General features: G+C 73.8%; 23 protein-coding genes and 1 riboswitch. Of the genes, 12 read left to right on the top strand and 11 right to left on the bottom strand.

The window, feature by feature from the left end; all coding sequences use genetic code 11:
- Positions 1-80: 80 nt before the first annotated feature.
- Together ACIQFY_RS00405 and ACIQFY_RS00400 are read left to right on the top strand one after the other, a co-directional pair.
- On the top strand, positions 81-722 hold the full coding sequence (locus ACIQFY_RS00405) for a GntR family transcriptional regulator (RefSeq protein WP_066653683.1): 642 nt from the start codon (positions 81-83) through the stop codon (positions 720-722).
- A complete protein-coding gene (locus ACIQFY_RS00400) occupies positions 719-1,972 on the top strand; it encodes an MFS transporter (protein ID WP_400337743.1) in 1,254 nt (417 codons plus the stop codon). Before ACIQFY_RS00405 ends, ACIQFY_RS00400 begins: the two co-directional genes overlap by 4 nt.
- 47 nt (positions 1,973-2,019) lie before the next feature.
- On the opposite strand, the gene ACIQFY_RS00395 is transcribed toward ACIQFY_RS00400, so the two are convergent.
- On the bottom strand, positions 2,020-2,964 hold the full coding sequence (locus tag ACIQFY_RS00395; RefSeq protein WP_400337740.1) for an NUDIX domain-containing protein: 945 nt from the start codon (positions 2,962-2,964) through the stop codon (positions 2,020-2,022).
- A gap of 68 nt (positions 2,965-3,032) precedes the next feature.
- Positions 3,033-3,128, top strand: a riboswitch (TPP riboswitch).
- Between ACIQFY_RS00395 and thiM the strand changes: the two genes are divergently transcribed.
- From thiM to thiD, 3 genes are all read left to right on the top strand, one after another.
- Positions 3,117-4,025 (top strand): hydroxyethylthiazole kinase, encoded by a 909-nt coding sequence (thiM, locus tag ACIQFY_RS00390; RefSeq protein WP_081985263.1) that lies wholly within the window; start codon positions 3,117-3,119, stop codon positions 4,023-4,025. Its footprint overlaps the riboswitch before it by 12 nt.
- Positions 4,022-4,690, top strand: coding sequence for a thiamine phosphate synthase (gene thiE, locus ACIQFY_RS00385; RefSeq protein ID WP_311205273.1), 669 nt, complete (start codon positions 4,022-4,024; stop codon positions 4,688-4,690). The genes thiM and thiE overlap by 4 nt, the downstream gene beginning before the upstream one ends.
- A complete protein-coding gene (gene thiD / locus ACIQFY_RS00380) occupies positions 4,687-6,231 on the top strand; it encodes a bifunctional hydroxymethylpyrimidine kinase/phosphomethylpyrimidine kinase (protein ID WP_400337735.1) in 1,545 nt (514 codons plus the stop codon). Before thiE ends, thiD begins: the two co-directional genes overlap by 4 nt.
- Positions 6,232-6,355: 124 nt before the next feature.
- Here the strand turns inward: thiD and ACIQFY_RS00375 are convergent, their stop codons facing one another.
- From ACIQFY_RS00375 to ACIQFY_RS00360, 4 genes are all read right to left on the bottom strand, one after another.
- Positions 6,356-6,865: a metallophosphoesterase gene (locus tag ACIQFY_RS00375; RefSeq protein WP_209683136.1), complete on the bottom strand. Its 510-nt coding sequence runs from the start codon at positions 6,863-6,865 to the stop codon at positions 6,356-6,358.
- Positions 6,862-7,398: a MarR family winged helix-turn-helix transcriptional regulator gene (locus ACIQFY_RS00370; RefSeq protein ID WP_400337732.1), complete on the bottom strand. Its 537-nt coding sequence runs from the start codon at positions 7,396-7,398 to the stop codon at positions 6,862-6,864. Before ACIQFY_RS00370 ends, ACIQFY_RS00375 begins: the two co-directional genes overlap by 4 nt.
- Before the next feature lie 87 nt (positions 7,399-7,485).
- Positions 7,486-7,947, bottom strand: coding sequence for a VOC family protein (locus tag ACIQFY_RS00365; protein WP_066653671.1), 462 nt, complete (start codon positions 7,945-7,947; stop codon positions 7,486-7,488).
- A gap of 56 nt (positions 7,948-8,003) precedes the next feature.
- On the bottom strand, positions 8,004-8,300 hold the full coding sequence (locus tag ACIQFY_RS00360; RefSeq protein ID WP_066653669.1) for a GNAT family N-acetyltransferase: 297 nt from the start codon (positions 8,298-8,300) through the stop codon (positions 8,004-8,006).
- Between ACIQFY_RS00360 and ACIQFY_RS00355 the strand changes: the two genes are divergently transcribed.
- The gene (locus ACIQFY_RS00355; protein WP_400337729.1) at positions 8,299-9,048 is read left to right on the top strand and encodes an NADPH-dependent F420 reductase; all 750 of its coding nucleotides are present in this window, start codon (positions 8,299-8,301) and stop codon (positions 9,046-9,048) included. The two genes, ACIQFY_RS00360 and ACIQFY_RS00355, sit on opposite strands and share 2 nt — an antisense overlap.
- Before the next feature lie 174 nt (positions 9,049-9,222).
- Positions 9,223-10,485, top strand: a complete 1,263-nt coding sequence (locus ACIQFY_RS00350; RefSeq protein WP_400337726.1) for a hypothetical protein — start codon at positions 9,223-9,225, stop codon at positions 10,483-10,485.
- 3 nt (positions 10,486-10,488) lie between these two features.
- Here ACIQFY_RS00350 and ACIQFY_RS00345 read toward each other — a convergent pair whose 3' ends face one another.
- Complete coding sequence (locus tag ACIQFY_RS00345; RefSeq protein WP_066653658.1) at positions 10,489-11,346, bottom strand: LysR substrate-binding domain-containing protein; 858 nt, start codon at positions 11,344-11,346, stop codon at positions 10,489-10,491.
- A gap of 141 nt (positions 11,347-11,487) precedes the next feature.
- Here ACIQFY_RS00345 and ACIQFY_RS00340 point away from each other — a divergent pair, with 141 nt between their 5' ends.
- Positions 11,488-12,810 (top strand): MFS transporter, encoded by a 1,323-nt coding sequence (locus ACIQFY_RS00340; RefSeq protein WP_066653656.1) that lies wholly within the window; start codon positions 11,488-11,490, stop codon positions 12,808-12,810.
- Positions 12,811-13,325: 515 nt separating this feature from the next.
- Here the strand turns inward: ACIQFY_RS00340 and ACIQFY_RS00335 are convergent.
- A complete protein-coding gene (locus tag ACIQFY_RS00335) occupies positions 13,326-13,979 on the bottom strand; it encodes an NAD(P)-dependent oxidoreductase (protein ID WP_400337723.1) in 654 nt (217 codons plus the stop codon).
- 90 nt (positions 13,980-14,069) lie between these two features.
- Between ACIQFY_RS00335 and ACIQFY_RS00330 the strand changes: the two genes are divergently transcribed.
- The 3 genes from ACIQFY_RS00330 (at position 14,070) to ACIQFY_RS00320 (ending at position 16,633) form a co-directional block, all read left to right on the top strand.
- On the top strand, positions 14,070-14,432 hold the full coding sequence (locus ACIQFY_RS00330) for a helix-turn-helix domain-containing protein (protein ID WP_251154911.1): 363 nt from the start codon (positions 14,070-14,072) through the stop codon (positions 14,430-14,432).
- A gap of 146 nt (positions 14,433-14,578) precedes the next feature.
- Positions 14,579-15,607, top strand: a complete 1,029-nt coding sequence (locus tag ACIQFY_RS00325) for an NADPH:quinone reductase (protein WP_400337722.1) — start codon at positions 14,579-14,581, stop codon at positions 15,605-15,607.
- A 153-nt stretch (positions 15,608-15,760) separates the two neighbouring features.
- Complete coding sequence (locus tag ACIQFY_RS00320; protein WP_400337719.1) at positions 15,761-16,633, top strand: patatin-like phospholipase family protein; 873 nt, start codon at positions 15,761-15,763, stop codon at positions 16,631-16,633.
- A 177-nt stretch (positions 16,634-16,810) separates the two neighbouring features.
- Here the strand turns inward: ACIQFY_RS00320 and ACIQFY_RS00315 are convergent, their stop codons facing one another.
- Positions 16,811-18,004, bottom strand: a complete 1,194-nt coding sequence (locus ACIQFY_RS00315; RefSeq protein WP_066653643.1) for an acyl-CoA dehydrogenase family protein — start codon at positions 18,002-18,004, stop codon at positions 16,811-16,813.
- A gap of 63 nt (positions 18,005-18,067) precedes the next feature.
- On the opposite strand from ACIQFY_RS00315, the gene ACIQFY_RS00310 reads away from it, so the two are divergent.
- Complete coding sequence (locus tag ACIQFY_RS00310; RefSeq protein ID WP_066653639.1) at positions 18,068-18,688, top strand: QsdR family transcriptional regulator; 621 nt, start codon at positions 18,068-18,070, stop codon at positions 18,686-18,688.
- Positions 18,689-18,712: 24 nt separating this feature from the next.
- Here ACIQFY_RS00310 and ACIQFY_RS00305 read toward each other — a convergent pair whose 3' ends face one another.
- The 3 genes from ACIQFY_RS00305 to ACIQFY_RS00295 form a co-directional block, all read right to left on the bottom strand.
- Positions 18,713-19,150 carry a VOC family protein gene (locus tag ACIQFY_RS00305; protein WP_209683155.1) on the bottom strand — a complete coding sequence of 146 codons (438 nt, stop codon included), beginning with the start codon at positions 19,148-19,150 and terminating at the stop codon, positions 18,713-18,715.
- Between the two features lie 77 nt (positions 19,151-19,227).
- Positions 19,228-19,686 (bottom strand): VOC family protein, encoded by a 459-nt coding sequence (locus ACIQFY_RS00300; RefSeq protein WP_400337715.1) that lies wholly within the window; start codon positions 19,684-19,686, stop codon positions 19,228-19,230.
- Positions 19,687-20,046: 360 nt separating this feature from the next.
- Positions 20,047-23,517, bottom strand: a complete 3,471-nt coding sequence (locus ACIQFY_RS00295) for a proline dehydrogenase family protein (protein ID WP_400337712.1) — start codon at positions 23,515-23,517, stop codon at positions 20,047-20,049.
- Positions 23,518-23,563: the final 46 nt, after the last annotated feature.

Genomic DNA, 23,563 nt, shown 5'->3' with positions numbered 1-23,563 from the left:
CGATCCGGTCACGACGACCGCGTGACGATCTCGCTCCACAACGTGTGCAAGCTTGCATGCAAGGCGTAGGATCGGCTGCCGTGAGTGACACCAGCACCGAGGTCTCCGCCGCAGGACGGGCGTACGAGCACGTCAAGCGGGCGATCATCCGCGGCGACCTGCCGGGCGGCACGGCGATCAGCGAGAACGTGCTCTGCCGGGAGATCGGCGTCTCGCGGACACCCGTGCACGAGGCGTTCCTGCGCCTGGCGGCCGAGGACCTCATCCTGCTCGGCGCCCGCCGGGGCGCCGTCGTGCGCCCGATGTCCCCGAACGAGGCGGCGGACGTGCTCGAGGTGCGTGAGGCGATCGAGTCGACCGCGGCGACCCGCGTCGTCACCGACGGCCGCGTGCCGGAACTGGCACCGCTCCTCCAGGCCGAGCTGGCGGAGCAGGAGGCGGCGGTGGCCGCCGGGGACGTCGACCGCTTCGTCGAGCGGGACGCGGCGTTCCACGGCGCCGTCGTCGCGGCGTCGCGGAACGCGATCGCCGTCCGCTTCGCGCGGACGCTCGGCGACCGGCAGCAGCGGCTGCGGCACCAGCTGATGCGCGTGCGACCGGAGCAGTTGCAGGCGTCGCTCGACGAGCACCGGGCGCTCGCCGCGGCCCTCGACGACGGGGACGCCGAGCGGTACGCGGCGGTCCTCCGAGCGCACGTCGCGTCCCACCGGGGCGCGCTGTGAGCGGCGCGACCGGGAGCATCCCGACCACCGGCTCCGTGCCGGTGCCGGTCAGCCGGGTGGCCCCGTGGGCGATGGTCTGGGGCGCGGTCTTCGTGTGCTCGTGGGGCGGCAACCAGTTCTCGCCGCTGCTGCTCATGTACGAGGAGCGGGCGCACTACTCGTCCGTGCTCGTCAACGTCTTCCTCGGGGTCTACGTCCTCGGGCTCGCACCCGCGCTGCTCGTCGCCGGGTCGCTCTCGGACCGGCACGGGCGGAAGCCGCTCATGCTCGTCGGCATCGCCGCGGCCGTCGTCGGCAGCGGACTCCTGGCACTCGGGCCGTTCGGACCCGGCTTCCTCGCGGCCGGCCGGCTGTTCTCCGGCATCACGGTCGGCATCGCGATGGCGGTCGGCAACAGCTGGGTGAAGGAGCTCTCGCAGGGCCGCCACGACCCCTCGGCCGATGCCGGCTCCGGGGCACGGCGCGCGTCGCTGGCCTTCACGCTGGGGTCCGGGATCGGTGCCCTCGTCGCCGGTGGGATCGCGCAGTGGGGGCCGGTGCCCGAGGTCCTGCCGTTCCTCGTGCACATCTGCGTCGCGGCGCCGTTCGCCCTCGTCGTGTGGCGAGCGCCGGAGACCGCGGTGAACGGTGGCCTCGCCGGTCCGTGGTGGCGGCAGCTCGCGATCCCGAGTGCCGGGCACCGACGGTTCACGCGGGTGGTCGCCGTCGCGGCACCGTGGATCTTCGGGTCCGCTGCGATCGGCTACGGGTACCTGCCGACCCGGCTCGCGGGGGCGACCGGTCCGTGGGGCCTGGTGTTCGCGACCGCCGCGACCGTCGTCGCCCTCGGGGTCTCGAGCGCGGTGCAGCCGCTCGCCAAGCGCGTGCACTCGGTGTCCTCGGCGCGCGGGCTCGTCACCGCCGTCGCCGTGATGACCGTCGGGATCGGGGTCGTGCTCCTGGCGGTGGAGCTGCAGTCGGTGTGGGTCGGGCTCGCGGCGAACGTGGTGATCGGCGTCGGGATGGGGACCGCGCTCGTGTCCTCGTTGCTCGAGGTCCAGCGGATCGCCGGGTCGCGCGACCTCGCCGGCCTGACGGGAGCGTTCTACGCGGTGGCGTACAGCGGGTTCCTGGCACCGGCGGTCATCGCGGCGATCGCGGGCGGTGCCGGGGTCCCGGTGTCGGTGATCCTGGCCGTCGTGGTCGGGCTCGGGGTGGTGTCGTGGGTGGCGCTGCTGGTGTCGTCGAAGCGGTACGTGCCGGAGGGCTGACGCCGCACCGGACCGACGCAGCAGCGGACCGACGCGGCTGCGGCGGGCTACTGCTCGCGGAACCAGCCGGGGCCGCGGACCTCGGCGCCCAGGGCCTCGACCCGGGTGCGGAGCTCCCGGTCCGCCGTGACGACGACGACCGGTGCGTGTCCGTCGCCGAGCGCCGACCGGGCGGCCTCGACGATCGCGTCGTCGCCGGAGCCCTCGGCGCGGACGATCCCGACCGAGTCGGCCGCACCGCCGAGGTCGCCGGCACCGACGGCCCCCGCCGCCGTGCCCGCAGCACCGGCACCCGCGCCGGCCGCCCGTGCCTCGCCCTCGAGCACCACCGTCCACCGCGGCCACCAGCGGGCGAAGGGCAACCCGAGCTCCCCCGCGCCCACGCCCCGTCCGGCGAGCGCCGCCACGGACGACAGCAGCCGTTCCGCCGCGCCCGCACGGTCCTTCCACCAGCCGTCCGGGACGCTGCCGACGACGTTCGCCGCGTCCACCACCACGTGCGGGACCGTCTCGATCGCGCCGCGCAGCGCCGGCCACGAGGCACCGAAGCCCGGGTGCAGCGGCAGCGCGTCGACCTCGGCGACGGGGACCCACGACAGCGCGAGGCTCTCGCGGTCCGCGATCACCGGCTCGAACGGGCGGCGGGCGCGACCGACGACGGTCGTGTAGGTCCAGAAGCCCAGGTCGAGCACGGCGGCGTGCCGCAGGTCGATGCCGTCCTCGGGCACCCCGGCCTCCTCCGCGGACTCCCGGAGCGCGGCGGTGACGGCGTCCTCGTCCTGGTGGCGTGCACCACCGGGGATCCCCCACGTGCCGCCGTGGTGGCTCCACTCGACGCGGTGCTGCAGGAGCACCCGGCCGGCACCGTCGTCGACGAGCAGGCCGGCCGCGCCGAAGCGTCCCCAGGCCTTGGTGCCGTCCGGTCCGACGGCCCACGCGTCGCCGGGGTCGCGGGGTCCGGGCGGCGGTCCGGGAGGGGTCACGTCAGGCACCCGTCAACACTGGCACACCGCACCCCCGGAGTGCCCGGAGGAGGTCGTCGGACGTCGTGTACGGTGTCGTCCGAGACACGGGGTGCCGCACCGAGCGGCTGAGATCACACCCGTCGAACCTGCTCGAGCTCGTACTCGCGAAGGGATCGTCCATGCACACTGCTGCGCCCGTACCCGGACCCGCCGGCTCCCCGTCCCCGGACTGGGCCGACCGCACCGCCACGCTGCTCGAGGAGGTGCGCGCCCGCAGCCCCCTGGTGCAGTGCATCACGAACACCGTGGTGCAGAACGTCACGGCGAACGTCCTGCTCGCCCTCGGCGCCTCCGCGGCGATGGTCGACGTCACCACCGAGGCCGGCCCGTTCGCCCGCGTCGCCGACGCCCTGCTCGTCAACACCGGCACCCCGCACCCGGAGCCGCGTGCGGCGTCGGTCGAGGCGGCATCCGCGGCCGTCGACGTCGGCACACCGTGGGTCCTGGACCCCGTCGCGGTCGGCGCGCTGCCGGTCCGCACCGCCCTCGCCCGCGAGCTCCTCGCGCTCCGGCCGACCGTGCTGCGCGGGAACGCCTCGGAGGTCCTCGCCCTGCTCGGCGACGCCGACGGCGGCCGCGGGGTCGACAGCACCGCCGGCACGGACGAGGCGCGGGCGGCAGCGCTCCGGGCGTCGGACGGGAGGCTCGTGGGCGCCGTGGCCGTGTCCGGTCCCGTCGACCTGCTGGTCGCGCCGGGCACCGGCGTGGTGCGGGTCGCGAACGGGTCGCCGCTGCTGACCCGCATCACCGGGGGCGGGTGCGCGCTCGGCGCGGTGGTCGCCGCCTTCGCGGCGGTGGTCCCGGACGACCCGGGCGCAGCAGCCGTCGCCGGGACGGTGGTGCACACGGTCGCCGCCGAGCTCGCCGCGCGTGACGCCGGCGGCCCGGGGACCTTCCAGCCGCTGTTCCTCGACCGGCTGGCGACGCTGACCCCCGAGGACGTCCTCCGGGTGGCGCGCATCACCACGGAGTCCGCACCACCGACGATCCCGGGATCCGCTGCAGCGCCGACGGTGGTCCGACCGTGAGCGCCCCGACGGACCTGGGCGTCTACCTGGTCACCGACCCGGTGCTCGTCGACCGGCACGGCAGGGGCGTGCTCGGCGTCGTCCGTGCCGCGGTCGACGCCGGGGTGCGGCTCGTGCAGGTGCGCGACAAGCAGGCACCGGTCCGCGACCTCCTCGCCCTGACCGCCGCGGTGGCCGACGCCGTCGGGGACCGTGCGACCGTCGTGGTGGACGACCGGACGGACGTCGCGCTCGCCGCCCGACGTGCCGGACACCGGGTCGCGGGCGTGCACCTCGGCCAGTCGGACCTGCCCGTCGCGGCGGCCCGCGCGCTCCTCGGGCCGGACGCCCACGTGGGGCTCACCGCGAACACCCCGGCCCACCTGGCGGCCCTCGCGGAGCTGCCCCGCGGCACCGTCGACCTGCTCGGCGTCGGTGTCGTCCACCCGACCTCGACGAAGCCGGACCACCCGCCGGCGCTCGGCGTGGACGGCGTCGCCCGGATCACCGGTGCGGCGCGCCCGCTCGGGGTCCCGTGTGTCGCGATCGGCGGCGTGACCCTGGACGACGTCGCGCCGCTGCGTGCGGCCGGTGTCGCCGGTGTCGCGGTGGTGTCCGGGATCTGCGCCGCCGCCGACCCGCACGTGGCAGCGGCGGCGTACCTCCGCGCCTGGAGCGGGTCGTGACCGCCGCCGAGCCCGCCGTGGGCTCGACGTCGCCGCCGGTGCCGCCGGTGCCGGTGCCGGGGCGGCCGCACGTGCCGCGGGTCCTCAGCATCGCGGGCACCGACCCGACGGGCGGCGCCGGACTCCACGCGGACCTCAAGGCGATCACGGCGCACGACGGCTACGGCATGGGCGTCGTGACGGCCCTGGTCGCGCAGAACACCCACGGCGTGCGGTCGGTGCACGTCCCCGACGTCGGGGTCCTCCGCGACCAGCTCGACGCCGTGTCGGACGACGTGGTGGTCGACGCCGTCAAGATCGGGATGCTCGGCACCGTCGACGTCGTCCGTACGGTCACGGACTGGCTCCGCGACCACCGCCCGCCCGTGGTCGTCGTGGACCCGGTGATGGTGGCCACGAGCGGCGACCGGCTGCTCGACCGGCAGGCGACCGCCGCGATGGGCGACCTGCTCGCGCTCGCCGACCTCGTGACCCCGAACCGCGCGGAGCTGACCGACCTCGTCGCGCTCGCCGGGGGCACCGCACCGACGCCCCTCGAAGCCGCACGGCTCGTGGCCCGTCGATGGGACGTCCTGGTGCTCGCGAAGGGCGGGCACGACACGGGGCCGACCGCCGACGACGTGCTCGTCCGGCCCGACGGCTCCGCCCGCACCTTCCGGGGCCCGCGCATCGCGACGACCAACACGCACGGAACGGGGTGCTCCCTGTCGAGCGCGATCGCGACGCTCGCCGCACGGGACGGCGACTGGGAGCTCGCGGTCGGCGGGGCGAAGACGTGGCTCACCGCCGCACTCCGTGGCGCCGACGCGCTCCGGGTGGGGACGGGCAACGGACCGGTCGACCACGGTGCGCTCACCCGTGCCGCGCTCCCCGCGACGACCTGGACGGACCGGTGGTGGGCGGACGTCGCCGAGACCCTCGACCGGACGCTCTCGTGCTCCTTCCTCGAGGGCCTGCGTGACGGCACGCTCGACGGGGACGTGTTCGCCCGGTACCTCGCGCAGGACGTCCACTACCTGCGGGCCTACGAGCAGCACCTGCGACGGCTGGCCGCCACCACGGACGGCGAGCCCGCGGCGTTCTGGGCCTCGGCCGCCGCGGGCTGTGCTGACGAGGCACGCGACCTGCACCACCGCCGCCTGGCGGGCACGCACGCCGACGACCCGGTCCACCCGACGTGCGCCGGGTACCTCGCCCACCTGCAGGCCGCGGCCGACAGCGGGTCGGTCGCGGTGCTCGCCGCCGCCGTGCTGCCGTGCTTCCGGGTCTACGCCTGGGTCGGCACGCAGCTCGGCCGCGCCCCGGAGGGACACCCCTTCGCGGACTGGCTCGGCGCGTACGGCGACCCGGCGTTCGCTGCGGCGAGCGCCGAGGCGACCGCGCGCGTCGAGGGGCTCGGGGCCGCCGCGGACCCGTCCGAGCGGGGGCGGATGGCGCGGGCGCACCGACGGTCGACCGAGTGGGAACTCGCGTTCTTCCGGATGCCGACGGAACACGTGGGCCCGTCGGCCCCGGCGGACCCGCCGGCGCAGCGCGACTGACCGGACCACCGCCGTCACACGCGGCACGGGACGGACGGGAGGCACGGGGCGGACCCGAGCCGTGCCTCCCGGCCGGTGCATCCTCCGTCTGCCGACTCGCCCGTCCGGTGGTCGTGCGGTCGCGTCAGCGCGCCGCCGGCTGCAGCCGGACCGTCTCGACCGTCAGCGCGCGCCCGTCCACCGTGCCCCGCATCCACGTGAAGTCGGGCTGCCTGCGGCGGTCCGTCGGCGACCCGGGGTTGAGCAGGCGCATCCCCGACGGCGCGACCGAGTCCCACGGGATGTGCGAGTGCCCGAACACGAGCACGTCGGTGTCCGGGTACGCGGCGTCCGCCCGGCGCTCGCGACCCGTCGCCGCACCGGTCTCGTGCACCAGGGCGAAGCGGAGGTCCTCCACCGTGAAGCGGGCCACCAGCGGCAGCCGGTCGTCGAACTCGGGGCCGTCGTTGTTGCCGCGGACGCCCTCGAACCGACGGGAGCGCCCCTGCACGGCGTCGAGGGTGGCGAGGTCGACCCAGTCCCCCGCGTGCACGACGAGGTCCGCCGCGTCGACGTCCGCCCAGAGCCCAGCCGGCAGGTCCTTCGCGCGCTTCGGCAGGTGGGTGTCGGAGAGCAGGACGAACGAGGTGGTCACGGGGCGTCGGGACCGTCCGTACCGGCGTGGCCGTCCGGCGTCGCGCGGGCGGGCATCGGCAGACCGGCCTCGTCGGCGGCGCCGAGTCGTTCGAGCAGCCCGGCGAGGAGCGCGATGTCGTCGTCCGACCAGTCGGCGAGCCGTTCCTCGAGCGCGTCGCGGTGCAGGCGCACCGAGCGGTCGAGGGCGGCACGGCCGGCGTCGGTCGCCTCGAGGGGCTTCGCGTTGCCGGAGCCACCGTCGGTGGTCCGCACGAGCCCCGCCGCGAGCAGGCCGGACAGCTGCCGCGAGATCGTCGAGCGGTTGAGCCGCAGGTACCGGGCGATGTCGATCGCCATGCACCCGGGGTGCTGCACGACGAAGTCGACGAGGGACTGGTCGACGACGCTGAGCACGAGGTCGTCGCCGCGCGCCCGGATGCTCGCACGTCGCGTGATGCGGGCGAGTTCGGTGTAGGCGCGTCCTATGTCGCCGTTGCGGACCTCGTCGTCGGGGCGTCCGGCGTCACGGACCGCCGAGCTCGGGCTGCTCATCGCGTTCTCCAGCCTGTCACTGCGTGCGCCGGGTGCTCGGCGCTGGTGGGTGCCGCCACCCTACCGGCGGTCACGGGCTGCTCCCCCTCAGTGACCGGCGGCTGCGGCCTGCAGCGCGGGGATGTCGAGCTTGACCATGTCCTGCATCGCCTTGAACACCCGGGCGTTGGCCTCGGGGTCACCGCCGCCGGTCATCAGGTCGCCCATCATCGACGGGGTCACCTGCCACGTCAGGCCCCAGCGGTCGTGCAGCCACCCGCACGCGAGCGGTCGGCCGCCGTCGGCGAGGAGCGCGTCCCACACCCGGTCGAGCTCGTCCTGCGTGTCGACGTCGACCTGGAAGGACACGGCGTCGGTGTGCGGGTGCCCCGGGCCGCCGTTCATCGCCCGGTAGGGCTGTCCGAGGAGCGTGAACTCGACGACGAGGGCGGTGCCGTCCGGCGTCCGGGCGACGCTGTCGACCCGACTGTCCGGGAAGAGCGACGTGTAGGTCGTGGCGGCCTGTTCGGCCTGGTCGTCGAACCAGAGGAACGGGGTGATCGTGGGCACGGTGCCTCCGGGTGCTCGGGTGCGGCCGCGACGCTGCGGCCGGAGCGTGGGGTGGGTCAGTCCGCGGTGCCGCGGCTGAGCAGGTCGGCCTTCTCGGGGTGTTCGTCGAACCACTTGCCGACGAACCAGCACATCGGCACGATGCGCTTCGTGGTCCTCGCCTCGACGTCGGCGACGGCGTGCGCGACGAGCTCCGCCGCGTAGCCGTGCCCGCGGTGGCTCGGGACCGTGTACGTGTGCGGGAACGACACGGCGTCCTCCGCGGCCCGGTAGTCGAGCACGCTCACGAGCTCGCCGTCGACGTACATCGCGTAGCGGTCGCGGTCGGCTTCGTCGCGGAACTCGTGGGCCATGGCGCCATCATGCACCCGACGGGCAGCGGCCGCACGGCGACGACGGCCCGGGGCGACCGCCGGTGGGAATGCACTGCTCGGCGCCGCGTTGCACGACCGCATGACAACGATCGGCATCATCGGAGCAGGCAACATCGGATCCCAGCTCGCGCGCCTCGCCGTGCAGCACGGCCACGAGGTCGTGATCGCCAACTCGCGCGGCCCCGAGACCCTGCAGGACCTGGTCTCGGAGCTCGGCGAGCACGCCCGCGCGGCCACCCGCGACGAGGCGGCAGCAGCGGGCGACATCGTCGTCGTGACCACCCCGCTCGCGGCGATCGAGACGATCCCGGTCGAGCCCCTGGTCGGCAAGGTCGTCATCGACACCAACAACTACTACCCGCAGCGCGACGGCCACATCGCGTCCCTCGACGAGGAGACGACGACCACCGCCGAGCTCCTGCAGGACCACCTGCGCGGTGCCCGGGTCGTCAAGGCGTTCAACCACATCGCCGCCACGGCGCTGACCGACGAGGGCACCCCCGCCGGCACCCCCGACCGCCGCGCCCTGGTGGTCGCGGGCGACGACGCCGACGCCAAGCGGGTCGTCGCCGACCTGATCGACGAGTTCGGGTTCGACGTGGTCGACGCGGGCCCCCTCGCCGAGGGCTGGCGCATCCAGCGCGACACCCCCGGGTACGTCACGCGGTACACCGCCGACGAGCTCCGGGCGAAGCTCGCCGAGGCGGAGCGCTACCGCGACATGTAGCCCCCACCTCCGCAACACGCCACGAAGGCGGTTCCCCGCAGCGGTACAGCTCGGCGCGGAGCCGCCTTCGTTGCGTCTCGCGAGCCCCGGCCGCGAGGCATCCTGCGCGAAGTGGACTGCGCGACCCCGGAACTGGGGCTGCGCAGCGGTCCATGCACGCGGATAGAAATGACGATGGATCAGAAGAGCGAGGGAGCACGAGTGGCGTCGCACCGCATGCCGGACCGAGACCGGCCGCGTCGAGCGGTCCCTGCGTGGGTCGTCGCACCCCCCGAGGACACCGCCGTCGGCCGGGAGGCACCACTCGCCCCCGCCCCGCAGGCACCCGTCCTCGACGCGGTCGCGGCCGTCCCCGTGGTCACCCCCGGGATGCCGGGTGCGGCAGGTCCGACGCCGCCGCAGGACCCGACCGACGCGCTGCCCGCCGTCGACGTCGTCGTGCCCGACTACCCGCCGCAGGAGCACCTGCTCCCGCCGGCCCCGACCTCGCCCACGGTGCAGGTGCCGCCGTTCGACACCGCACCCCTGCCGGTGTCCCCCGTCGACGCCGCCGAGTCGGGCGGCCCCCTCACTCCGCCGGTCGACCCGACGCACAGCGCTCACGCCCCGGCACCGGTGCAGCCCCCCGCTCCCGCCGCCCCCGTCGTCGGACAGCCCCGCTTCTCGGTCCCCGGACTCGAGCACGTCCTGGTCGAGGGCGCGGAACCCGAGCCCTCCGGACCGATCGGGTACCGCACGCCGGCGCGCTTCGCCCGGCAGCAGGCACCGCGGCCGACCGTCGTCGACCCCGCGCCGTCCGGCTTCGACGCCGTCATCGCAGCGCCCGCCGCGCCCACCGTCCAGGCACCGTCGGTCTTCCCGGGCGGACCCGCCGCCGCGTCGACGCCGGCGGCCGCCGTGCCCACGGCAGCGGCTGCCGCACCCACGGCGGCGGCCGGGCCGTCGGCAGCCGGTGCCCCGGTCGCCGGCGGTGTGTCCGCGCCCTACCGGCGGGGTCGCCGGTCGGGACCGGCCGCGGCTCGCACCGGCACCGACGCCGAGGTGGGCGGACACGAAGACGGTGAGCAGGGCCTCCAGGCCGACCGTCGGGCGTCCCGCGACCGCAGCCGCACCGCGATCGGGGCGACCCCGGCAGCCGTGCTCGGGGCGGTGACCGGTGTCGCCGCCCTCGCCCTCGCCGCCTTGTGGTTCACGGCGCCGGCGACGGTGCACGCGACCGGACTGGTCCTCGGAGTGCTCGCACTCGCGCTGTCGGTGACGGCCCTCCGGACCCCCGCGGCGACGTGGCAGCGACCGGTGGCGCTCCTCGGGGCGGTGCTCGGCGGTGTCGGCACGCTCGTGCTCCTCTGGGCGGTCGCCGCGGCGCTGCTGGCACCCGCCGGCGTGACGCTGCCCGACCTCACCGGCACGGGGACGACGCCGACCCTCGCGCCGTAGCGCTCAGACGGCGCGGACGACCCCGCGGGACAGGATCGCGCTCGTCAGGGCGTCGATCGGCTCGCGCTGCACGGTCGGGTTCGCGATGAGCACGTAGTCGACGGCGGGCAGGTCGGGCAGCGAGAGCCGCTGCGACACCTTCACGAGGTCGGCCGGGATCAGCGAGTGCGGGAACACCGCGACCCCGATGCCCGCCCGGACCGCCGCGAGCACGCCGTTCACGTCACGGGTGTTGCAGGTGATCCGCCAGGTGCGCCCGGCGGACTCCAGCGCGTCGATCGCCATCTGCCGGCTGATGCTCGGCGCCTGGTACGCGATCAGCGGGACGGGCTCGTCGGCTTCGAGCGCGATGCCGTCCTGCGCCATCCACACCATCTGGTCGGTCGCGACGCGGGTGCCCTCGGCGGACTCCCCCGCGGTCTGCTTGATGAACACGAGGTCGAGCTGACCCGCGTGCACCCGGCGGAGGAGCGGCGCGGACTGGTTCACCGTCAGCTCGAGGTTCACCTGCGGGTGCAGCCGGCGGAAGTCCCGCAGGATCCGCGGCAGCTGGGTGATCGCGAGGTCGTCCGCCGCCCCGAAGCGCAGGCGTCCCCGGGTCGCCGCCCCCGAGAAGTAGGCGTCGGCGGTCGCGTGCGCGGCGAGGATCGAGCGGGCGAACCCGGCCATCGCGTCGCCGTTGTCGGTGAGCGCCACCCCGCGGGTGTCCCGGGCCACGAGGGTCCGCGCCACCGCGGTCTCGAGCCGTCGTACGTGCTGCGAGACGGTCGGCTGGCTGATGCCGAGGCGCTGCCCGGCGAGCGTGAAGCTGCCGGTCTCGGCGACGGCGAGGAACGTGCGGAGCAGCACCGGGTCGAGCACGTGACCTCCTCCGGCGGAGGGGCCGCCGCCATTCGACATCGCAATGGAGTGATAGCCACCATAGGGGTGTCGAATGGGCCGGCGCCACGTAGTTTCGAACGGGTACTGACTCCACCCCCGACGATCCGGAGCCCCACCACCGTGAGTGCGTCATCGACGACCCTCCCTCCACCCACCGAACCACTCCCGATCCAGGCTGAGCGTCCACCGTGGCGGCACACCCTCATCGCCCTGTCGGTCCCGAACTTCCGGCTGTTCACCGCGACCAACCTCGTCGCGATGACCGCGGGCTGGATGCAGCGGATCGCGCAGGACTGGCTCGTCCTGCAGCTCACCGGCTCCGTCGCGCAGGTCGGCATCACCGTCGCGTGCCAGTTCGCGCCGATGCTGTTCTTCGGGCTCTGGGGCGGGGTGCTCGTCGACCGGTTCTCGAAGCGCGCGCTCATGATGCTCACCCAGGGCGCCTTCGCGGTGCTCTCCGCACTGCTCGCCGTCCTGACCCTCACCGGCGTGGTCGAGGCGTGGCACATCTGGGTCATCGCGTTCCTCGTCGGGATGGTCACCGTCATCGACAACCCCGCGCGGCAGGTCTTCGTCACCGAGATCGTCGGGCACCAGCACCTGCGGAACGCGATCAGCGTCAACTCGAGCGTGTTCCAGCTCGGCGGGATGATCGGGCCCGCGCTGTCCGGAGCGCTGCTCGTCGCCGTCGGGGCGGGGTGGTCGTTCGGGGTGAACGCGATCGCCTGCGTCGCCGTGGTCGTGACGCTCGGGTTCCTCCGGACCTCGGAGCTCCACCGGACACCGCCGATGCCGCGCGCCAAGGGACAGCTCGTCGAGGGCCTGCGCTACGCCGTCCGGAAGCCGACGATCCTGGTGCCGGTCGTGCTCATGGCGTTCTTCTCGGTGTTCGCCCTGACGATGCCGGTGCTGCTCTCGGCCTTCGCGTCCGAGGTCTACGACGTGGGCGCGGGCGGCTACGGGGTGTTCAACTCCGCGGTCGCGGTCGGAGCCCTCGCCGGGGCGCTGCTCTCGACCAGGCGCGCGACCGTGCGGCTGCGGACGATCGTCGGCGGGGTGTTCTGGACGGGCGTGCTGCTCGTCGTGAGCGGCTCGATCCCGGTGATCGCGCCGTTCACCGTGGCGCTCGTCGCGGTCGGGATGTCACAACTGCTGTTCATGACGGCGTCGAACTCGCTCGTGCAGCTGTCGTCGAACGTCGCGATCCGAGGCCGGGTGATGTCGCTCTACGTGCTCGTGCTGCTCGGCGGCCAGGCCGTGGGCGGGCCGGTCATGGGGCAGGTCGTCGACCACTTCGGCGCGCACGTCGGCATGGTGGTCGCCGGGGGCGTCCCCGCGGTGGCGGCGGTCGTCGCCGGCGTCGTGCTCGCACGGCGGGGCGGGCTGCACCTGGCGGTGCGGATGCGGCACCACGTGCCGCTGCCCGCGATCGAGGCGCGGTAGCGCACGCGGCCCGCGGCCCGCGGCGCACGGGGCGCGCGGCTGCGGGGCGCGCGGCGCTGGAGCACAACCGAAAGCACGTCGCGCCACGGGGACACGTGGCACGACGTGCTTTCCCTTGTGCAGGAGCACGCCGCACCACGCGACGGACGGGAGGCACGGGCCGACCCCGCACCGCGCCTCCCGTCCGGCGACGGAACAGGCGCAGGGGCGCGGCACAACCGAAGGCACGTCGCGCCACGGGATCACGTGGCACGACGTGCTTTCCGTTGTGCAGGAGCACGCGGCACCACGAGGCGGACGGGAGGCACGGTGCCACCTCGCACCGCGCCTCCCGTCCGGCAACGGAACACGCGCAGGGGCGCGGCACAACCGAACGAACGTCGCGCCACGGAAACACACGGCGCGACGTGCGTTCCGTTGTGCAGGAGCACGCCGCACCACGCAACGGACGGGAGGCACGGTGCCACCCCGCACCGTGCCTCCCGTCCGTGAGCCGGTCGCGCCGGCCGCTCGCGTCAGTACGCGACGCCGAACCGCGCGCGGTGGTGCGCCGGGTGCTCGATCTCGTCGACGATCGCGATCGCGTAGTCCGCACCGGAGATGTCCGAGTTGCCCTCGGCATCGGTGAGGAGCAGGTCGTCCGTGGTGCGGTAGGTGCCCCGACGCTCGCCGGGGTTGTACCCGCCGAAGGCCGCGGCCGGGCTCACGTAGAACCAGTCGACGTCGCCGGTGTACCCGCCGGAACGCAGGCGGTCGAGGATCTCACCGTGGCTCTTCGCCTCGCCCTTGAAGGCGTCGGGGAACTCGGCGGTCTCGTAGAGCGCCGGACCGCCCTCGGCGACGAGCAGCGAACCCGCACCACCGACGATGCCGAGCCGGGCGCCGGCAGCAGCCGCTGCGTCGACGAAGTGCTGGAACTTGTCCTTGAGCTCACTGCCGTCCGCCTGGACCGCGTGCAGCGAGACCACGACGACGTCGGCGTCCTTCGTGACGTCCGCCACGAACGACGGGTCGAAGGCGTCGCCCTGCGCGAGGGTGAGCCCCTCGGCGTCGTCGAGCTTGGAGGTGTCGCGGGCGACGGCGGTGACGGCGAGACCGCGGGACAGGGCCTCGCGGACGATGGCGGAGCCGGCGTACCCGGTGCCGCCGAAGACGACGATGTTGGTCATGAGAGTCCTTCCGTGACTGGTGCGACCGACGGTACTCGCGTTACTCTCTCCTGGGAAGTAGGCACCTCAGAGTGCGTAGCGGAGGTCGGGATGTCAGCACTCGAGTACAGCCCCTACGCGGCGGACTGCCCCTCGCGGCAGCTGCTCGACCGCATCGGCGACCGGTGGAGCGTGCTGGTGATCGGGTCGCTCGTCGACGGACCGCAGCGCTACTCCGCCGTCGCGAACCGGGTGCAGGGGGTGTCGCAGAAGATGCTCACGCAGACGCTGCGCGCGCTCGAGCGGGACGGACTGGTGACACGCACGGTCTTCCCCGAGATCCCGCCGCGGGTCGAGTACGAGCTCACCGAGCGGGGTCGCTCGCTACGCGCGGTGCTGGCGCCGCTCGAGGACTGGGCGACGTCGCACATGGCGGACGTGCAGGACTCGCGCGACGTGTACGACGCGCGCTGAGCGCGTCGCCGTGTGCCGCTGTACCGCGCAGCACCGGGACCCGCACGGCACCGGTGCGGCGTCACGCGGCGCCGCGGACACGCGCGGCCGACCGCCGCTGACCGTCCGCAGGAAGACTCGGGAACCGGCGGTGGTTGCCTGGACACATGCGATCGATCGTCTACACGAAGCCCGGTGACAGCAGCGTCCTCGACCTGGTCGAGCGGGAGGTCCCCCAGCCCGGCCCCGGCGAGGTCCGCGTCCGCGTGGTCGTCTCCGGTGTAAACCCCACCGATTGGAAGGCCCGCGCCGGCGGTACCTACGGCGACGGCCTGCCCTTCCCTGAGATCACCCCGAACCAGGACGGTGCCGGCGTGGTCGACGCCGTCGGCGAGGGCGTCGAGACCCTGCACGAGGGAGACCGCGTGTGGCTGTACATGGCAGCCGCCAGCCGTCCCACCGGCACCGCGCAGGAGTACACCGTCGTCCCGGCAGAGCGCGCGGTCGTGCTGCCCGAGGGCACGAGCTTCGACGTCGGTGCCTCGCTCGGTGTCCCGGCGATGACCGCCCACCGCGCACTCACCACCCACGAGGACGGTCCGGACCGCCTGACCCCCGGTGCGCTCGAGGGCCGCACGGTCCTGGTCGCCGGTGGCGCCGGGGCGGTGGGGCACGCCGCGATCCAGCTCGCCCGGTGGGCCGGCGCGACCGTGATCAGCACGATCAGCTCCGACGAGAAGGCTGCCCTGGCGACCGCCGCCGGCGCGCACCACACCGTGAACTACCGCGACGAGGACGCCGCCGCGCGCATCCACGAGATCGCCCCGGACGGCGTCGACATCGTCGTGGAGGTCTCGATCCCGCAGAACGCCCAGCTCGTCGCCGACGTCCTGGCGAACCACGGCGTCGTGTCGATCTACGCGAACAACGGTGGCGACGACGCGACGCTGCCGATCCGCCCGAACATGTCGGTCAACGCGCGCTACCAGTTCCTGCTGCTGTACACGATCGGCGACCGAGCGCTGGCTGCCGCCGCCGAGGACGTCACCGCCGCGCTGCGCGCCGACGTCCTGCCCGTCGGCGAGGACGTCGGCCTCCCCCTGACGCGCTTCGCGCTCGAGGACACCGCGGCCGCGCACGACGCCGTCGAGGGCGACGCGGTCGGCAAGGTCCTGATCGACGTCGCGTCCGAGTAGGACCGGTCACCGACGCGACCGGGTGACGGACGGGAGGCGCGACCCGCGTCCGGACGCCGCGTCACCGAGGCGACCCGGTGACGGCCGGGAGGCGCGTGGCGGATCCGCCCCGCGCCTCCCGGCCGTCCCGCGCCCACCTGGTACACAGGACCCATGACCGACGTCTCGACGCCCGCGCCCGGAACCAGAGCACTCGTCCTCGGGGGTGGCGGCGTCGCCGGCATCGCGTGGGAGGTCGGGGTCCTCTCCGCCCTGCAGGACGCCGGGGTCGACCTCGATGCAGCGGACCTCGTCGTCGGGACGAGCGCCGGCAGCGTCGTCGGGTCGTTCGTCCGCGCCGGCGCCGTGGCCCAGGCGTGGGAGCAGCAGCACGCGCCGCTGCCGAGCACCTACGTCGAGCCGGAGCGGATCGCCGGCGAGGACTTCCAGGACCGCCTGCTGCAGGTGCTCGCGGGCGCGACCTCGGAGCAGGACGCCCGCGCGCGGCTCGGCGCCGTGGCGCAGCAGGTCGTCACCGGGCAGTCCGACGACGAGCGCACCGCGACCTTCACCGAGACGCTGCCGTCGACCGACTGGCCGGCGAAGCGACTCGCGCTGACCACGATCGACGCCCTCGACGGGGCGTTCCGGGTGCTGACCGCGGAGTCGGGCGTGCCGCTCCCCCGCGCCGTGGCCGCGAGCTGCTCCGTGCCGTTCGTGTGGTCCCCCGTGCACATCGACGGCGTCCCGCACTACGACGGTGGTCTCCGCTCGGCCACCAACGCGGACGTCGCCGCCGGGTACGAGCGCGTGCTCGTCGTCGCGTGCGGGCCGGAGGGACCGTCGCCGCTCGGGCCGTGGCTCGACCTGGCGGTGGAGTCCCTGCGGGCCGGTGGCAGCTCGGTCGAGACGATCGTGGCGGACAGCGGGGCGCAGCACGCGTTCGGGGACAACTCGTTGTCGCTGTCGACGCAGGCGCCCTCGGCGACCGAGGGTCGTCGGCAGGGCGAGGCGGCGGCGGAGGCGATCGCGGCGTTCTGGGCGTAGCCGTCGACGGTCGCCGGCGCGGTGCCCGTCAGGTCTCGAGCGCGCGGTCCGCGACATCACACCCGTCGATCGACGGGTGCCGTGTCGCACGATGCACGCGCACCGGGTGCGGTCGCATGCTCCGACGTTGCACGCGTCGATCGACGCGTGCAACGTCGCGAGGACGGGCGGCAGCCGTCAGACGAAGGCGGCCTCGCCCGTGATCGCCCGGCCCACGATGAGGGTGTTCACCTCGCGCGTCCCCTCGTACGAGTAGATCGCCTCGGCGTCGGAGAAGAACCGCGCGACACCCTTGTCGAGGACGATGCCGTTGCCGCCCTGGACCTCGCGGCACCAGCCGACGGTCTCGCGCATCTTCGCCGTCGCGAACGCCTTCGCCATCGCGGAGTGCTCGTCGCCGCCGATCCCCTGGTCCTGCATCGCCGAGGCCTGCGTGCACAGCGCGATCGACGCGGTGATGTTCATCAGGGACCGCACGAGCAGGTCCTGCACCATCTGGTGCGCGGCGATCGGCTTGCCGAACTGCACGCGCTCGCGGGCGTAGGCGAGCGCTGCCTCGTAGGCACCGATCGCGATGCCGACGGCCTGCCAGGCGACCTCCGTACGGGTGAGCCGGAGCACCGCCGCCGTGGTGCGGAACGAGTCCGCGCGCTGGAGTCGGCGCGACTCGGGCACCCGGACGCCGTCGAGCACGATGTCGGCGTTCTGCACGGTGCGCAGCGCGATCTTGTCCTCGATCTTGGTGGCGGTGAAGCCCGGCGTGTCCGTGGTGACGAGGAAGCCCTTGACCTGCTGGTCGGCGACGTCCTTCGCCCAGATCACGACGACGTCCGCGAAGGTCGCGTTGCCGATCCACCGCTTCTCGCCGTCCAGCACCCAGGTGTCGCCCTCGCGCCGCGCCGTGGTGCGGAGCCCGCGCGCCGAGTCACTGCCCGACAGCGGCTCGGTCAACCCGAACGCGCCGACGACCTCGCCGCGAGCCATCCGCGGCAGCCACTCCTGCTGCTGCTCGTCGCTGCCGCCGACGGCGATCGAGTTCATCGCGAGGCCGGACTGCACCCCGATGAACGTGGAGACGCCGGCGTCGATGCGACCGAGTTCGAGCGCCGCCCAACCGCGGTACACGGCCGAGTTCTCGAAGTGCCGCACGAGCGGGATGCCCGGGCCGTACATGCCGAGCTCGGCGAGCGGCGCGATGGTCTGCACCGGGAACTCCGCACGGGCCCAGTACTGGTCGGCGATCGGACGGACCTCGGCCTCGAGGTACGCACGCAGCTGCCCGAGCGACTCCCGCTCACGGGCCGTGAGCCCCTCCTGGAACCGGTAGAAGTCGGACTCGAGCAGAGGCGTGTCGGTGATCGACGTTGACATGACACCAACGATGCATCATTCTCGAAAACGTTGCAAGACCGGCATCGGCACTCTGGGGGAACGGTGAGGAACGAACCACTCGGCACGCTCGGGTCGACGCTCGTCCCGAGCGCGCTCGCGGCCAGACTGGAGGCCCACGGCGACTCCCAGCGCGCGTTCCGGTCGGCGCGACGTGCGTTCATCGACGGAGCGCGCATCGACATGGGCTCGCTCGCGTCGTCGCTCGGTGTCGACCGCACCTCGCTGTTCCGGTGGGTCGGCAACCGCGACCAGTTGCTCTCGGAGATCCTGTGGTCGCTCGCCGTACCGACGTTGGACGCCGCGGGGCGGGCGGCGGCCCCGTCCGGCGCGGCGCGGATCGTCGACGTGCTCGACCACTTCACGGCGGACCTCATCCGCGCGCCGTACTTCCGCGCCTTCCTGACCCGCGAACCGAGCCGCGCCCTGCGCCTGCTCACGACGACCGACAGCGACGTGCAGCGCCGGTTCGTCGCCGTCGTGACCTCCGTCATCGCGACGGAACAGGAGGCCGGGGCGTTCGACCCGGCACCGCTGTCCGCTGAGGAGCTCGCACGGCTGCTGGTCCGCGTGTCGGAGTCGTTCACCTACGCGGACCTGATCTCCGGCGACGACCCCGATCCCGTCCGGGCGAGGACGACGTTCGCGTACATCCTCCGCCCGTGACGGCCGGGGCCCGTCGCCGTCCGGTCACTTCTGCGCGGCGAGCTCCAGGTTGATGTCGTCCGGGTCCTGCACCGAGAGGATGACCATGCCGGCGTCCCCGAGGTCGGTGACCTCGCCGTGCTCGATGCCGGCGGCGTCGAGGCGTTCGGCAGCAGCGTGCAGTTCGTCGACGGAACCCACGACGAAGCTCACGTGGTCGAGGCCGACGGTGTCCGGGTCGAAGCGCTGTCCGCTCGGCGCGACCGGACGCAGCCCGAAGAGCTGGTCGCCGACCGGGAAGATCGCGCCGCCGTAGAGCCGCTCACGGTCCTCGGTGATGCCGGGCTCGTCGGCGTGCTCGCTGAAGTCCATCGCCGGTGCCGTACCGAGCAGCTGCTCGTAGAAGGCCTTGCTGCGGTGGATGTCGGTGACGGTGACCCGCACGTGGGCGAGGCCGAGGGGCTTGACGATCTGTTCGCTCATGCACCCGAGCCAACGCCGGAGGGCTGAGCGACACCGGGCAGCGTGCGGCTACCGGCCAGCCCGGCGCACCCGGTCGGTCAGGCGTCCGACGGTCGCGGCGCCGCGAGCTCGAGGTTGATGTCGTCCGGGTCCTGCAGCGACAGGATGACGAGTCCGAACGGTTCGAGGTCCGTCACCGCCCCGTGCACGATGCCCGCCGCGTCGAGCCGTTCGACGGCGCGGTAGAGGTCGTCCACGGACCGGACCCGGAGGCTGAGGTGGTCGAGGCCCACCCGGTCGGGGTCGAAGCGGTCCCCCGCGGAAGCGACCGGTCGGAGCCCGAGCGTCTGCCCGTGGAACGTGAACGAGCACCCGCCGTACGTCCGCCAGGGGTCGTCGTGGATCGTGGGGTCGTCGATCTCGTCGCTGAAGTCGCTCCCGGGGGCCGTGCCGAACAGCTGTGCGTAGAACGCCTTGCTCCGTCGGATGTCCGTCACGGTCAACCGGACGTGCGCGAACCCCTGCGGATCGACGATGCCGCCGTCGGCCGTCCTCACCGGAAGCCCGCGGTGTCGAGGACGTGCCGAGGGAGCCCGTGGCCCGTGCAGCGATCTCGACGTCGGACGCCTCGGAAGACATCGCGCACGTGGTCGCCGCAGCCGGTCCACGAGGTCTTGCCGCACACCGGGCACTGGACGGACTCGCACATGCGATCGACGGTACGCAGCGCGGCTGCCGGACGGTACGGCGCACCGTCCCCCACGCGTCCGACGGTCCGGAAGGCGCACGGACCGCCTCACGGATCGAACCACGAATGCGACATCGAACCAGCGCGCGGTGCTGGTTCGATGTCGCTTCCGTGGTTCGACTCCGGCCGCCCGCGCGTCGGGCGGCCCGGTCGAGCCGCCCGACGCCGGTCAGATCAGCGCGTCGGTGAGGTGGTTCGGCGTGCCGAAGCGGTGCGCCGTGATCGACACCGCCTGCTCGCGGAGGAACGGGAGCAGTTCGATCCGCCCGGCCTCGGTCACGGGCTCCCCGTACACGGCGACGTCCGGACGGCCACCGATCGCGGTCGTCAGCGCCGCGGTGTCGCCGCCGACGAGCCGCACGCGGGTGGACTCGCCACGCTCGATGCGCTTCGCGAAGGCCTCGTCGGACTGCCCCTCGGCGACGGACCGGACGTTCGGGAGGGCCCGGACGGCCGATGCGACGACCGACGGCAGCGCGGCCACCGACGAGACGTCGATCGTCGTCCCGGCGCGGACCGCCGCGGCCACGACACGCACGAGGTCTTCGACCGCGGGCTCCTCCGCCGACGCCAGGCGGACGTGGACTCCGGGGTACGGCAGGTACCGCGCGATGTTCCGCTCGGCCGAGAGCGCCGAGACGTCGACCGCTGCACCGAAGAGCGACGACCAGGCCTGCTCGTCGGACGCGGCGGCCCGCTCGAGCGACTCCGACGTGACCCCGGCTGCGCGGAGGAACGAGCGCACGGGGGCGGACGTCGCCCCACCGGCCGACGCCGGTGCCGGCGACCACGAACCGAGCCCGAGCAGGTAGTTCAGCCCGCCCGCCTTGGTGCCGGCTCCGACGGCGGACTTCTTCCACCCGCCGAAGGGCTGCCGCCGCACGATGGCACCGGTGATCCCGCGGTTGACGTAGAGGTTGCCCGCCTCGATCCGGTCGAGCCACGTGCCGATCTCGGACGCGTCGAGCGAGTGCAGTCCCGAGGTCAGGCCGTAGTCGACCTCGTTCACGATGTCGATCGCCTCGTCGAGGGTCTTCGCGGTCATGATGCCGAGGATCGGGCCGAAGTACTCGGTGCGGTGGAATGCCGACCCACGCCGGACGCCGTCGCGGACACCGGGGCTCCACAGCTTGCCGGTGTCGTCGAGGCGCTTCGGTGCGACCGCCCACGACTCCCCCGAGCCGAGCCTCGTCAGACCCTCGAGCAGCTTGCCGGCGGCGGGCTCGATGATCGGCCCCATCTGCGTCGTCGGGTCGGTCGGGTACCCGACGGTGAGCGAGGACACGGCGTCGAGGAGCTGCGAGCGGAAGCGGCGCGACGACGCGACGGACCCGACGAGCACCACGAGCGAGGCGGCGGAGCACTTCTGCCCGGCGTGCCCGAAGGCGGAGGCGACGACGTCCTTGACCGCGAGGTCGAGGTCGGCGGACGGGGTGACGATGATCGCGTTCTTGCCCGACGTCTCCGCGAGCAGCGGCAGGTCCGGACGGAACGACCGGAACAACTCGGCCGTCTCGTACGCGCCGGTGAGGATCACCCGGTCGACCTGGGGAGCAGCGACGAGCTGCTTGCCGAGGTCGTCCTCGGCCACCTGGACGAAGGCGAGCACGTCGGCCGGGACGCCGTGGGCGTCGAGCGCGGTCTCGATGACCGTCGCCAGCACGGCACCGCAGCGCTCGGCCGGCGGCGCGGGCTTCAGCACGACGGCCGACCCGGCAGCGAGGGCCGCCAGGGTCGAGCCGGCCGGGATCGCGACGGGGAAGTTCCACGGCGGCGTGACCAGCGTCAGCGCGGCCGGCGAGAAGGACGCGCCGTCGACGTCGTCGAGCTGCGCGGCGAGCTCGCCGTAGAAGTGCGCGAAGTCGATCGCCTCGGACACCTCGACGTCGGCCTGGTCGATCGTCTTGCCGGCCTCGGCCGCCATGACCTCGACGAGGGCGGCGCGGTTCGCCTCCAGCGCGTCACCGACGGCGTGGAGCACCGCGCCGCGCGCAGCACCGGACCACGAGCCCCACTCGGTCCCGGCGGCGCGGACGCGACCCAGGACGGTCTCGAGCTGCTCGGCGGAGGTGAGCCGGGCCTCCTGGACGGCGCGTTCCCCGAGCGTCGACGTGGCGACGCGCGACGTGATCGCCGCACCCCACTCGCGGACCGTCGCGACCGACGGGTCGCTGTCCGGCGTGTTCTCGAAGTGACCGGGGCGGGGCCGCTCGACCGCCGCGTACCGGTCGCCGACGCGGTGCGGCGCCGGGGCGTCCAGGCCGCCGGGCTGCGAGAGCGGGGCCAGGGAGTCGCGGAACCGTGCTTCCTCGCGGGCGAAGAGCGCGGGCGACGACGCCAGCGAGAAGACCGCCGACATGAAGTTCTCCTGCGACGCGCCTTCCTCGAGCCGTCGGATCAGGTAGGCGATCGCCACGTCGAACTCGCCCGGGTGGACGACCGGCGTGTAGAGCAGCAGCGAGCCGACCGTGCGACGGACCGCCTCGGCCTGCCCCTGCGCCATGCCGAGCAGCATCTCGAACTCGATGCCGTCACGGACGCCGCGCTCCCCGGCGAGCAGCCAGGCGTGCGCGACGTCGAACAGGTTGTGCCCGGCGACGCCGACGCGCACGTTCGCGATGCGCTCGGGCGTGAGGGCCCAGTCGAGCACGCGCTTGTAGTTGGTGTCCGAGTCCTGCTTCGTGTGCCAGGTGGCGAGCGGCCACCCGTGCACCGAGGCCTCGACCTGCTCCATCGGCAGGTTCGCGCCCTTGACGAGGCGGACCTTGATGTCGGCACCGCCGCGAGCACGACGAGCGGCCGACCAATCCTGCAGGTGCTGCATCGCGGCGAGCGCGTCCGGCAGGTACGCCTGGAGCACGATGCCGGCTTCGAGGTCGGTGAACTCCGGCTCGTCGAGGAGCTTCGTGAAGACCGCGATCGTCAGGTCGAGGTCCTTGTACTCCTCCATGTCGAGGTTGATGAACTTGCGCGGCGAGCTCTGCACGGCGCGACGGAAGAGCGGGCGGAGCTTCGCGATGATGTCCTCGACGGCGTGGTCGAACGCCCACGGCGAGTGCGGGTGCACGGTCGACGAGACCTTGATCGAGACGTAGTCGACGTCGTCACGGGCGAGGAGCCGCTGCGTGCCCTGGAGCCGGCGCGAGGCCTCCTTCTCACCGAGCACCGCCTCGCCGAGCAGGTTCACGTTCAGTCGGACGCCGTCGCGCTTGATCTTCGCGATCGCCGGCCCCAGCTTGGCGTCGGTCGCGTCGACGATGAGGTGTCCGACCATCTCGCGGAGCACCCGCCGCGCGATCGGGACGACGACACCGGGCAGCACCGGGGCCATGCCACCGCCGAGCCGGACGAGCCCGCGGAGCGCGGCGGGCAGGAACCCCGGCGCACCGGGCGCGATCTGCCGGAGCTTCCGGGCGGCCACCCCGAGGTCCTCGGGCCGGACGACGCCGTCGACGAACCCGACCGCGAAGTCGAGCCCGGCCGGGTCGGCGAGGACGCCTGCGAGCTGCTTCGCCGAGCCGTCGACCGGGTAGGTCTCGGCCTCGGCCAACCACTGGCGGACGAGGGCGACGGACTGGTCCGCCAGGTCGTCGTGCGGGGTCGGTGCGGCTTCGGCGTCGCGTGCCTGGAGGTCGGTCATGGGTTCAGTGTGGAGTTCGAGAAGCGTAAGCGGAAGCAACTCCTGC

Origin of the sequence: Curtobacterium sp. NPDC092190 (genome assembly GCF_044755625.1) — a bacterium.
Classification (GTDB): Bacteria; Actinomycetota; Actinomycetes; order Actinomycetales; family Microbacteriaceae; genus Curtobacterium.
The sequence above is the reverse complement of the archived record's forward strand: the minus strand, read 5'-3'. Positions and strand labels throughout refer to the sequence as shown.

Coding starts and splice junctions, on each gene's coding strand:
- thiM (WP_081985263.1), top strand. CDS start 3,117: ATGCACACTGCTGCGCCCGTACCCGGACCCGCCGGCTCCCCGTCCCCG.
- ACIQFY_RS00370 (WP_400337732.1), bottom strand. CDS start 7,398: ATGAGCAGCCCGAGCTCGGCGGTCCGTGACGCCGGACGCCCCGACGAC.
- ACIQFY_RS00355 (WP_400337729.1), top strand. CDS start 8,299: ATGGCGCCATCATGCACCCGACGGGCAGCGGCCGCACGGCGACGACGG.
- ACIQFY_RS00360 (WP_066653669.1), bottom strand. CDS start 8,300: ATGGCCCACGAGTTCCGCGACGAAGCCGACCGCGACCGCTACGCGATG.
- ACIQFY_RS00350 (WP_400337726.1), top strand. CDS start 9,223: ATGGATCAGAAGAGCGAGGGAGCACGAGTGGCGTCGCACCGCATGCCG.
- ACIQFY_RS00335 (WP_400337723.1), bottom strand. CDS start 13,979: ATGACCAACATCGTCGTCTTCGGCGGCACCGGGTACGCCGGCTCCGCC.
- ACIQFY_RS00330 (WP_251154911.1), top strand. CDS start 14,070: ATGTCAGCACTCGAGTACAGCCCCTACGCGGCGGACTGCCCCTCGCGG.
- ACIQFY_RS00325 (WP_400337722.1), top strand. CDS start 14,579: ATGCGATCGATCGTCTACACGAAGCCCGGTGACAGCAGCGTCCTCGAC.
- ACIQFY_RS00320 (WP_400337719.1), top strand. CDS start 15,761: ATGACCGACGTCTCGACGCCCGCGCCCGGAACCAGAGCACTCGTCCTC.
- ACIQFY_RS00315 (WP_066653643.1), bottom strand. CDS start 18,004: ATGTCAACGTCGATCACCGACACGCCTCTGCTCGAGTCCGACTTCTAC.
- ACIQFY_RS00305 (WP_209683155.1), bottom strand. CDS start 19,150: ATGAGCGAACAGATCGTCAAGCCCCTCGGCCTCGCCCACGTGCGGGTC.
- ACIQFY_RS00295 (WP_400337712.1), bottom strand. CDS start 23,517: ATGACCGACCTCCAGGCACGCGACGCCGAAGCCGCACCGACCCCGCAC.